Here is a 10,530-nt window from a genome sequence, read left to right on the forward strand (position 1 = left end):
TGTAAAATATCGAATTTTGACGAATATTCATTGCAAACGCTTCATTTTCTACTAGTCTTTCATCCTATTATTTATTTCTCAACCTTTATTTCATTAGATCTATCCTATTTTACTCGCTAGTTATCACTTAAAATCGTAACAAAATAATCTGTCATAAAAAAATGTTTCTCAACATTTTTTGTCATAATTTTATTGAAATGGAAAATTCATAAGCATATACTTGTTCTCAATAAAGAACATTGACCTTTCGTAATTATAATTCATAGCGGACTACTATGTTTACTTATTTATCCTTGTTACGAACGGTCGCTATAAAAATTTAACTAGGGGGCTTTCTTATGTCATTAAAACAAAAGGTTGGAATGGGAGTTGTCACAGCTTCACTTGGCTTATCCCTTACATTCGGCGGTGTATTCGCCTATTTCAGTGATTCTGAAACATCTAGTAACTCATTTCAAGCTGGTACACTAGATCTTTCTATTAACCCAAGCGTAATTGTTAATGTGAAAGATTTAAAGCCAGGTGATTTGATCGAAAGAAACTTCAAGCTTGAAAACAAAGGAACATTAGATATTGCAAAAGTAGCACTTGAAACATCCTATGAAGTTACAGATGCAAAACAAAATAATGATGGTGAAGATTTAGGTGATCACATCATCGTCAAATTTTTAGTGAATGATGGAAAGCCTTCTAATCCAAACGATGATCACGAAATTTTGTGGGAAACAAAACTATCAGAATTAAAAACTATGAAACCTGAAGATGTAGCTACTTCTCTAGAACGTCATAACTTAATAGATGGTATTAAATCTGGTGAAACAGATTACTTACACGTGCTCTTCTCCTTTGAAGATAACGACCAAGATCAAAATAAATTCCAGGGTGATTCCTTACAGCTAAACTGGACATTCCATGCAGAGCAAACACCAGGCGTGGAGAAATAATTTTAAAAATATAAATTATCGGAGGCCTATACATGAAAAAGAAAAATCGTTTTGTTACCAGAATTGTAACGGCTGGCGTTCTACTTTCAACTGCCCTTCCGTTCAATGTACTTGCTGAAAATCCTATTAACCAAATTGACTCTTCAAGCGCCCAGTCTTTACTATCAAAACTTTCTAAAGAACAACGTCAGGCATTACAAACGTTAGATGCCAATCCTGGTTTTACTATTTCGCCAGATATTAATACGAGTAGTTCCGAACCAGTAAATATCATTGTAGAATTTCAAACGGCTCCAGTAAAGATCAATGAATTAAAACAAAAAGAAAAAGGATTACAAGCTGCTCCTGAAAATATAAAAGCACGTATTGATCAAGAACATGAGGAATTCCAAAAAGGATTAAAGCGCCTTTATCAATTCAGCCCATCAGTAAAGTCAGGGAATTTCCAGTCTGTCCAAATTAAACGTTCTTATAAGCATGCGATAAATGGGGTTGCTCTAACGTTACCTGCAAATACAGTGGAAGAATTGTTACGAATTGGCGTTGTAAAACGTATTTGGAAAGATTACGAAGTGAAATTAAATTTACCAAAACAAGCGGAGCAGAAAGCATCTCAAAAACTAACAGATAGCATTCCGCAAATTGGAGTAGATAAGTTACATAGCGAAGGCATTACTGGAAAAGGAATTAAAGTTGGTGTATTAGATACAGGTATTGATTACACTCACCCTGACTTAAAAGACGTGTATAAGGGCTATCGCGCAAAACCGGGTGAAGATTCTAGTAAGGTAGACCCAAACTCCGTAAAAGGTTGGGACTTTATTAATAACGATGCAGATCCGATGGAAACAACTTATACAGAGTGGCAACAATCTGGTGCTCCTGAATTTGATGATCGTGGTTCTTCCTTCTACACTGCGCATGGTACTCACGTAGCAGGTATCGTTTCTGCTCAAAAGAAAAATAAATCAGATTCCGCAGTAAAAGGTGTTGCACCTGACATTGAACTGTATAACTATCGTGTACTCGGTCCTTACGGAAGCGGAGATAGTTCTGGTATTATCGCTGCAATCGACAAATCTATTTCTGACGGTATGAACGTCATTAACTTATCTTTAGGTGATGATAGCAACAATCCGCTTGATCCAACATCTATCGCTGTTAATAACGCGATGCTTTCTGGTGTTGTTACAGTCGTTGCTGCTGGGAACTCTGGTCCAAATCCAGCGACACTCGGATCACCAGGTGCTTCTCCATTTGCTATTACAGTTGGAGCAAGTGATAGCTCTATTTCCTTACCGAAACTATCAGGTCATGCTGGACAATTACAATTCCCTAACCTAATTTTATTCGGCAAAAACTTTACTGATAAAATAGAAGATTTCAAAGGACAATCTCTCCCTATTGAATCTGTCGGAATCGGTACTCCTGACGAGTTTAGTAAAAAGGATGTAAAAGGAAAAATCGCTCTCGTTGCACGCGGCACACTCGCATTTGATGAAAAGATTGCAAATGCAAAACAAGCTGGTGCAAAAGCAGTTATTATTTATAACAATGTGGATGGAGAAATTCCTTACTACATCGGCGAAAGCACAAAATACATTCCAGCATTCCGCTTAACGAAAGAAGATGGCGAAAAACTAAAAGCTCAAATTGAACAAGGTAAAACATCATTAACTTTCGATGAAATCAATTACATTCAAACAGAAGGCGATCATCTTGCAGACTTTAGCTCACGCGGCCCTGTTACATCAAATGATGATATTAAACCTGATATTACAGCACCTGGTGTTGCGGTACTTTCAACAGTACCTGAATATATTAACGACCCGCAAGAAGGTGAAAACTATGATGTTTCCTATGAACGTATGCAAGGAACATCTATGGCTTCTCCTCATATTGCTGGCGTTGCTGCTCTTATTTTACAAGAACATCCAGAATACTCTCCATTCGATGTAAAAGCGTCTCTTATGAACACAGCTGATGATTTAAAAGAAAAGTATTCCGTATATGAAGTGGGTGCTGGACGAGTAGATGCTTATAACTCTGTTCATACGGAAACAAGTTTTAAAGTGTTAGATACGACAAAAACAATTGTAAATGATGAAGTAATTGAAGTACCTGAAGAAACTGGATCCATTGCATTCGGTAAGTACTATCAAAAAGACGGGGAATCTCTTGAACAAAAACGAAAAATTAAAGTTGAAAATCGCAATAAACAAGAGAAGAAAGAATTTAAAACAGAAATTTCTTATACACCAGCATCTTCTGCTATTAACGATGCTATCGCAAACGGTGTAAAGGTTTCTACTTCTGAAACAATTACGCTTGATGCTGGTAAATCAGATGAGATTGAAGCAAAAATTAATATTCCTGCTGGTGCAAAGCAAGGCCGCTATGAAGGATATATTCATATTACAAACACGAAAAATAAAGAAGAAACGTATCAAATTCCGTTCTCTATTCGTGTATCAGAGCCTGGTATTGAAAATGCACTATTATCAAGAAAAACTATCTCAACTGATACATCTAAATTCAATCCATACCGCGAATCATATGTTCACGGGGCGTTCCAATTAAACAGCGAACTGGAGACGTTAGATCTTATCGTGAAAGATTCAAAAACAAATAAAGCGCTCGGCTTCATCGGAACGTTAAACACGAGTGGCCTAAAAACGGACGTGTATTACTATTTAGATTCATTCTTTAACGGCAGAGTATATCCTTTTACAAATGATCCTGCAAAACCAATTGGTGATGAGAAAATCGACTTACCAGAAGGTGATTACACAATTGAGTTTGTTGGCTATGATAAAGCCGGTAAAGCACGTGTGAAAGGTGATTATGTCGTAATTGATAATACACCGCCAGAAGTGAAATTAACTGGATTACAGCCTGGTATTTATGAATTAAATGAAGAAAACTATACAGTAGAAGATGGTAAAAAAGCACTATGGATTAAAGGAAATGTATATGATTCTAACGTTGACTACTTAAGAGGAAAAGGATTAAACATTACGCAAGAAGCGAACGGCGTTATGTACTATGACTATTCTCCATACTTGCACAAGTTTTTACCTATTACGGAAAATGGTGACTTTAAAGTTGGCATTACACCTGATTCCTTTAAAACTGAAGGTCCAATGAATACAGGCGTATATATTTTCGATTATGCAACTGCAGGCCCTGACTACCCGAGCGGTGTAAATAACTATTGGTTTATCCCGCAAGGTGCCCAATATGCGAAAGCTAGTTATGATAAAAAAGAATTATATAAAAATGATGAATTCACTCTGACATTAAACGCGAAGCATGTAAAACAATTTGTTGCCGGAGAATTTAACGTAAAATTCCTAGAGAAAAACTTCAAATTTGCAAATGCAAAATTGAATCCTGCTTTTGAAAAGCTCCTTTCTGAAAAAGGTGTAACAGCAAAAGTGAATGAACCTAAATTAGAAGAAGGTTCTGTTACAGTAGGCGGAGCTATCGATGACAAAAACTTCGCGGGGTTAGATGGTGACTTCCCGTTCATTGATGTAACTTTCAAAGTAGAAAATGATGAATTTTATGAAGCAAATGCTCAATTAGATTTAGCTGTGTTTGCTTACTGGAAACAAGGTCAATCAGAACCAAACCGAATGCGTGTCCTTCAAGATCAAACATTCTCAGTGATGTCTTTAAACTCACTAGTAGAAGGCAATATTAAACCTGGTGCATTCTTAAATGAACGTGGATATTTAGATGAAAAATTTGATTATACAAAGCTTGGCGTAAAAGTATATGCAACAGATTCTTATCGTCATAAGTTTGAAGGCTCACTTGATAAATACGGTTACTTTAAACTAAATGGACTTCCTGTTAATAAACGCGACTACAACTTGTACGTAGAAGTTCCAGGGCATTTAACAAGCCGTCTCACAACGAAATTAGGTACTGAAAAAGATGGTAAGCTACTTGGCCAATATTACTATGCACGCTTTGATGAAAACCTTGCGGGTGATGTAAATGGAGATAAAGTAATTGATATAAAAGATGCAGAAATTATCGCTAACAACTATGGTAAAAAAGGACTATCTGTAAAAGACGGCGACCTTAATAAAGATGGCATTGTCGATGAAAAAGATATTCGCTTCGTTGAAAAGAACTTCTTGAAGAAAGGTCCAGATGCATCTCAATCACAAACGCCTGTTGAAAAATCAAAAAGCGGTACACTAGCAGATATTTTAAAGAAATTAGGATTAACTCCTAAAAAATAGTAATAAAGAGCACTCTACATAAAAGTGGAGTGCTCTTTTCTATAAACGACCCTGATCCAGCAAAAGGGGTATATTGGGGATATACAAGGGAAACCGGAAAAGGAATTTATATTAAGTTATATAAAGTGAAACTTTAATCAGTGGGGGTTTTCTTCATCACCCACTAATTATTAGTTGAACCAATCGGACTTTTATGGGCAGCAGTTGATCCCCACCTAACTTCTTTGCTTTCGCTGAATTTTGAGGTGGGGGTCTTACTGCCCATTAAAGCGGGATAAAAACTCAGAGGTAGGAAGCAGTTTCCCGCCTCTGAATTATTTAGCAATTATTATAGTACTGGTGCCATTGTTTCTTTTAATACTTTTACAGAATGAGCGAATTTCGCTTTTTCTTCTTCGTTTAACTCAAGTTCTACGATTTCACGTACACCTTGGCGGTTAATTACAGCTGGAACACCTACGTAAGCATCTTTCTCACCATACTGACCTTCAAGGTATGCAGATACAGTTAATACGCTGTTCTCGTTACTTAAGATTGCTTTAGTTACACGAAGTAGTGACATACCGATTCCGTAGTAAGTTGCGCCTTTACGCTCGATAATATGGTAAGCTGCATCACGAACATTTTCGAAGATTTTATCTAAGTCTTCTTGATTGTACTGCTCGTTGTTAGCTAAGATTGTTTCTAGTTTTTGTACACCTACAGTAGCGTGGCTCCATACTGGAAGTTCAGTGTCACCGTGCTCACCAACGATGTAAGCATGAACGTTACGTGGATCTACATCTAAGTAGTCACCTAACATGTAACGGAAACGAGCAGAGTCTAAAGTAGTACCAGAACCGATTACGCGCTCTTTTGGTAAACCAGATTCTTTCCAAGTTACGTAAGTTAGAATGTCAACTGGGTTTGTTGCGATTAAGAAGATTCCATCGAATCCGCTATCCATAATACCGCGAACGATTTGTTTAAAGATTTTTGTATTTTTCTCAACTAAGTCTAAACGAGTTTCACCTGGCTTTTGTGGTAATCCAGCTGTGATAACAACTAAATCTGCATCTTTACAATCTGCATAGCTACCGCTCCAAACTTTTGTTGCTGCTGGAGAGAATGGTACCGCATGGCTTAAGTCCATTGCTTCTCCTTCTGCTTTTGCTTCATTAACATCTACAAGTACGAATTCTTCAGCTACACCTTGGTTAATCATTGAGTAAGCGTAACTACAACCTACAGCTCCTGTTCCTACTAATACTACACGATTGATACCTTTTTTCATGTTAATTTCCCCTCTCTATTGTTCACATATATTTTTTTATGATTGTTTAAGTAATTAATTAAAATACTAATTTAATGTTGTTTAACTTCTTTACATTCATATTGTAGCACGTATCATTGTGAATCACTTCACAAATTATGACCTAATTGTGAACTTTTTCACATAGAGTGTAAAGTTATTGAATCAAGTATGAAATCAATCTCAATGGAGGCGTTTTCTTTAGATTGTGAATAAAAAGAATATGATTTGAATGAATTAACCTATACTTTAACACCTCCCTTTTAACCATTCCCGTATATTAATAAAAAAATATCAGTTAAAATCATGCGTTCTTTTCTAATAATAAACCATTCAATATAAGTGATAGGCTATGCAAAGCTTTAGACAACTGCGCTTCTGCATCTTCAGAATTCGCAATCCAACAAGCAAGGTCCACTAGTCCGCCATTTATGAATCTTGCTAAAGCTTCACAGTCCGTTTTTTCAATAATAGAGTCCTTCATTAATTGTTGAAGTATCTCCGCCATCGTCGTTAAACATTGCGACTGTGATGATTGATAATAACTATTTCCTAGTACTGCTGGTGCATCTCGAAGTACGATTCGCTGAATTTCTGGATTAAGTGCCATTGTTAAATACTCACGACAACGCCCAACAAATCCTTCCCATTTTCCTTCTGCCTTATCTGATACTTCCCCTAATTTATTATCCATTTCCATGTCAATTTCTTTTACAACTGCTTCTAACAATCCTTTTTTATCACCAAAATGATGATAAATTGCACCACGTGTTAAACCGACAGATGCTGTAAATTCATCCATAGACGTGTTTACATATCCAACCGTACCAAAAGCCTCTCTTGCTGCACTCAGCAATTTAGCACGTGTTTCAGTAATCATTTCTGCTCTCGTTTTTTTAACCATCTTTTCCTCCTATTTCTATTCATTCTCTTTATTCAAAATAAATCGCATTATAGTATCGTTCTCTATGTAAAAGAATAACTCCTTTGAACGTCAGCTCTCTATCCAGAGATAAAACATTTCAATTGACATACGCACCGTATGTTAATATGATATTGGCATACGGTGCGTATGTCAATTATTTCTAGCTTACAAGATAATATAATTTCTTACCCATACCCTACATTGACTCACTGTCCCTTTTTATAGAAGGTATTAATGAAACAGAGGAGGAGTTAAAAGAATGAAGAATGTATATGTAAACGTCAAATACTTTGGTGATTATTATGTTTAATTCCTACCGTGAAATTTTCAGTTCTCCTGGTACAAAAGGATTCTCATTAGCAGGATTTATAGCTCGGATGCCCATATCAATGATGGGCATTGGTATTGTTACAATGTTATCTCAGTTACGTGGTGACTATTGGCTTGCTGGAGCTGTTGCAGCCACCTTTACATTATCATCAGCTTTACTAGCTCCTCATATTTCTCGGATGGCCGATCAATTAAGGCAATCTCGCATACTTCTTCCGACTACAGGTATCAGTGTTTTCTTTACGATCCTCTTACTTCTATGTACGAAATATGAAGCTCCTTATTGGACGCTATTTCTATCCGCCTTATGTGCAGGTTGTATGCCCAACATGTCAGCCATGGTGCGTGCACGTTGGACTAAACTATACCGCGGATCCCATAAATTGCATACAGCATTTTCCTTCGAATCGGTTGTCGACGAAATTTGCTTCATAATTGGTCCTGTATTATCTGTCAGTTTAAGCGTTATGTTCTTCCCAGAAGCAGGCCCACTTTTATCATCTGTTTTTCTTACAATTGGGGTATGCCTATTCACCATGCAAAAAAGCACAGAACCGCCTGTACACCCTCACGACATTACAAACAAAGGAACAGTATTTAAAATTGGTTCTTTGCGAGTACTAGTATGCACACTCATTGCTATTGGTACTATCTTCGGCACAATAGATGTCGTTAGTGTAGCTTTTGCTGAACATCAAGGAAACACGGTAGCTGCTAGCTTTGTGCTTTCCGTCTATGCAATCGGTTCATGCCTAGCAGGCCTTATTTTCGGTACGCTTAAACTCAATACTCCACCCTATAATCAGTTTTTAATAGCAGTCACGCTTTCCATGATAACAATGCTGCCACTAGTTTTCGTAAACACTATTACTTGGCTAGTAGTTATTGTTTTCTTTGCAGGGTTATCTGTCGCCCCTACTATGATTATTACTATGGGGCTTGTGGAAAAAATCGTACCTGAATCAAAAATAACCGAAGGAATGACTTGGGCAATTACAGGACTTGGTATTGGAGTCTCCCTAGGATCAGCGATAGCTGGTTTAGTTATTGATAACTTTGGAGCTCGGGCAGGATTTAGTGTGGCTATTATAGCAGGAGGCCTTGCTTTCACTATTGCACTTTTAGGATACAAAACTCTTTACTCCGCATATAGTCATGCTGTTATGAAACCGGATGGACATTCAGCAGAGAGTTAAAACATATTCAAAAAATAGGATTACCTCTTCTTATGTATAAGAAGAGGTAATCCTATTTAAATTAATATAACTTTTTTAATTGATTATTTATAATCTGTTATAGCTTCTTTTATATTTATACACAACAAAAAAGAGATAGCAGATTATGCTATCTCTTTTAGTATGACCCGTACGGGATTCGAACCCGTGTTACCGCCGTGAAAGGGCGGTGTCTTAACCACTTGACCAACGGGCCAGTTCTGGCAGAGAAGAAGGGATTCGAACCCTCGCACCGCGTTCGCGATCTACTCCCTTAGCAGGGGAGCCCCTTGAGCCACTTGGGTACTTCTCTATAATATGGCTCCGCAGGTAGGACTCGAACCTACGACCGATCGGTTAACAGCCGATAGCTCTACCACTGAGCTACTGCGGAACAATTATGGTGGGCCTAAATGGACTCGAACCATCGACCTCACGCTTATCAGGCGTGCGCTCTAACCAGCTGAGCTATAGGCCCATAATTGAAAAGCGGGTGAAGAGAATCGAACTCTCGACCAGAGCTTGGAAGGCTCTTGTTTTACCACTAAACTACACCCGCATTAAATTGTAAATGGTGAGCCATGAAGGATTCGAACCTTCGACCCTCTGATTAAAAGTCAGATGCTCTACCAACTGAGCTAATGGCTCATTTTGAAAGTGGTGCCGACTAGAGGACTTGAACCCCCAACCTACTGATTACAAGTCAGTTGCTCTACCAATTGAGCTAAGTCGGCTTGCGACTTCAAAATGGTGGCTCGGGACGGAATCGAACCGCCGACACGAGGATTTTCAGTCCTCTGCTCTACCGACTGAGCTACCGAGCCTTTATGTAAAAAAATGGCGGTCCCGACCGGGGTCGAACCGGCGATCTCCTGCGTGACAGGCAGGCATGTTAACCACTACACCACGGGACCATTTGGTTGCGGGGACAGGATTTGAACCTGCGACCTTCGGGTTATGAGCCCGACGAGCTACCGTGCTGCTCCACCCCGCGATGATAAAATATTTAATTTAGAAAAAATGGAGGAGGTAGAGGGATTCGAACCCCCGCGCGACTCTCGCCGCCTGTCGGTTTTCAAGACCGATCCCTTCAGCCGAACTTGGGTATACCTCCGAGATAGAAACGTCTAATGGTGGACCTTGTAGGACTCGAACCTACGACCGGACGGTTATGAGCCGTCTGCTCTAACCAGCTGAGCTAAAGGTCCTTTATGGTAGCGGCGGAGGGGATCGAACCCCCGACCTCACGGGTATGAACCGTACGCTCTAGCCAGCTGAGCTACACCGCCATAAATGATATTAAAAAAGTGGAGCCTAGCGGGATCGAACCGCTGACCTCCTGCGTGCAAGGCAGGCGCTCTCCCAGCTGAGCTAAGGCCCCATGTTTTTGGAAAATCGGGAAGACAGGATTTGAACCTGCGACCCCCTGGTCCCAAACCAGGTGCTCTACCAAGCTGAGCCACTTCCCGTTAATAAAAGCGCGCCCGAGAGGAGTCGAACCCCTAACCTCTTGATCCGTAGTCAAACGCTCTATCCAATTGAGCTACGGGCGCATATGGTGCCGAGGGCG

At 39.0% G+C, this 10,530-nt stretch carries 5 protein-coding genes and 16 tRNA genes; 3 read left to right on the top strand and 18 right to left on the bottom strand.

What is annotated here, in order from left to right:
• Positions 1 to 338: 338 nt before the first annotated feature.
• The gene (locus MR115_RS10860; protein WP_061679984.1) at positions 339 to 944 is read left to right on the top strand and encodes a CalY family protein; all 606 of its coding nucleotides are present in this window, start codon (positions 339 to 341) and stop codon (positions 942 to 944) included.
• Between the two features lie 32 nt (positions 945 to 976).
• Complete coding sequence (locus MR115_RS10865) at positions 977 to 5,200, top strand: S8 family serine peptidase (RefSeq protein ID WP_242241215.1); 4,224 nt, start codon at positions 977 to 979, stop codon at positions 5,198 to 5,200.
• A gap of 328 nt (positions 5,201 to 5,528) precedes the next feature.
• Here MR115_RS10865 and MR115_RS10870 read toward each other — a convergent pair whose 3' ends face one another.
• Both MR115_RS10870 and MR115_RS10875 read right to left on the bottom strand, forming a co-directional pair.
• A complete protein-coding gene (locus tag MR115_RS10870; protein WP_088232905.1) occupies positions 5,529 to 6,473 on the bottom strand; it encodes an L-lactate dehydrogenase in 945 nt (314 codons plus the stop codon).
• A gap of 322 nt (positions 6,474 to 6,795) precedes the next feature.
• Positions 6,796 to 7,395 (bottom strand): TetR/AcrR family transcriptional regulator, encoded by a 600-nt coding sequence (locus tag MR115_RS10875; RefSeq protein WP_097865230.1) that lies wholly within the window; start codon positions 7,393 to 7,395, stop codon positions 6,796 to 6,798.
• A 323-nt stretch (positions 7,396 to 7,718) separates the two neighbouring features.
• On the opposite strand from MR115_RS10875, the gene MR115_RS10880 reads away from it, so the two are divergent.
• Positions 7,719 to 8,942, top strand: coding sequence for an MFS transporter (locus MR115_RS10880; protein WP_242241217.1), 1,224 nt, complete (start codon positions 7,719 to 7,721; stop codon positions 8,940 to 8,942).
• Positions 8,943 to 9,105: 163 nt separating this feature from the next.
• Here the strand turns inward: MR115_RS10880 and MR115_RS10885 are convergent.
• From MR115_RS10885 to MR115_RS10960, 16 genes are all read right to left on the bottom strand, one after another.
• Positions 9,106 to 9,177, bottom strand: a tRNA-Glu gene (locus tag MR115_RS10885).
• A 5-nt stretch (positions 9,178 to 9,182) separates the two neighbouring features.
• A tRNA-Ser gene (locus MR115_RS10890) sits at positions 9,183 to 9,273 on the bottom strand.
• Positions 9,274 to 9,279: 6 nt separating this feature from the next.
• A tRNA-Asn gene (locus MR115_RS10895) sits at positions 9,280 to 9,354 on the bottom strand.
• Between the two features lie 7 nt (positions 9,355 to 9,361).
• A tRNA-Ile gene (locus tag MR115_RS10900) sits at positions 9,362 to 9,438 on the bottom strand.
• A 10-nt stretch (positions 9,439 to 9,448) separates the two neighbouring features.
• Positions 9,449 to 9,519: transfer RNA gene (locus tag MR115_RS10905), tRNA-Gly, on the bottom strand.
• Positions 9,520 to 9,532: 13 nt separating this feature from the next.
• Positions 9,533 to 9,608 (bottom strand) — tRNA-Lys (locus MR115_RS10910).
• 10 nt (positions 9,609 to 9,618) lie between these two features.
• Positions 9,619 to 9,694: transfer RNA gene (locus MR115_RS10915), tRNA-Thr, on the bottom strand.
• Positions 9,695 to 9,708: 14 nt separating this feature from the next.
• Positions 9,709 to 9,784 (bottom strand) — tRNA-Phe (locus MR115_RS10920).
• Between the two features lie 14 nt (positions 9,785 to 9,798).
• Positions 9,799 to 9,874 (bottom strand) — tRNA-Asp (locus MR115_RS10925).
• A gap of 3 nt (positions 9,875 to 9,877) precedes the next feature.
• Positions 9,878 to 9,954: transfer RNA gene (locus MR115_RS10930), tRNA-Met, on the bottom strand.
• Positions 9,955 to 9,981: 27 nt separating this feature from the next.
• Positions 9,982 to 10,074: transfer RNA gene (locus tag MR115_RS10935), tRNA-Ser, on the bottom strand.
• 17 nt (positions 10,075 to 10,091) lie between these two features.
• Positions 10,092 to 10,168, bottom strand: a tRNA-Ile gene (locus tag MR115_RS10940).
• A 4-nt stretch (positions 10,169 to 10,172) separates the two neighbouring features.
• Positions 10,173 to 10,249: transfer RNA gene (locus MR115_RS10945), tRNA-Met, on the bottom strand.
• A gap of 19 nt (positions 10,250 to 10,268) precedes the next feature.
• Positions 10,269 to 10,341 (bottom strand) — tRNA-Ala (locus tag MR115_RS10950).
• Positions 10,342 to 10,355: 14 nt separating this feature from the next.
• Positions 10,356 to 10,429, bottom strand: a tRNA-Pro gene (locus tag MR115_RS10955).
• Between the two features lie 10 nt (positions 10,430 to 10,439).
• Positions 10,440 to 10,513, bottom strand: a tRNA-Arg gene (locus tag MR115_RS10960).
• Between the last annotated feature and the right edge of the window lie 17 nt (positions 10,514 to 10,530).

It is taken from the genome of Bacillus cereus group sp. BfR-BA-01309, from assembly GCF_022664315.1.
GTDB lineage: Bacteria > Bacillota > Bacilli > Bacillales > Bacillaceae_G > Bacillus_A > Bacillus_A mobilis.

Coding starts and splice junctions, on each gene's coding strand:
- MR115_RS10860 (WP_061679984.1), top strand. CDS start 339: ATGTCATTAAAACAAAAGGTTGGAATGGGAGTTGTCACAGCTTCACTT.
- MR115_RS10865 (WP_242241215.1), top strand. CDS start 977: ATGAAAAAGAAAAATCGTTTTGTTACCAGAATTGTAACGGCTGGCGTT.
- MR115_RS10870 (WP_088232905.1), bottom strand. CDS start 6,473: ATGAAAAAAGGTATCAATCGTGTAGTATTAGTAGGAACAGGAGCTGTA.
- MR115_RS10875 (WP_097865230.1), bottom strand. CDS start 7,395: ATGGTTAAAAAAACGAGAGCAGAAATGATTACTGAAACACGTGCTAAA.
- MR115_RS10880 (WP_242241217.1), top strand. CDS start 7,719: ATGTTTAATTCCTACCGTGAAATTTTCAGTTCTCCTGGTACAAAAGGA.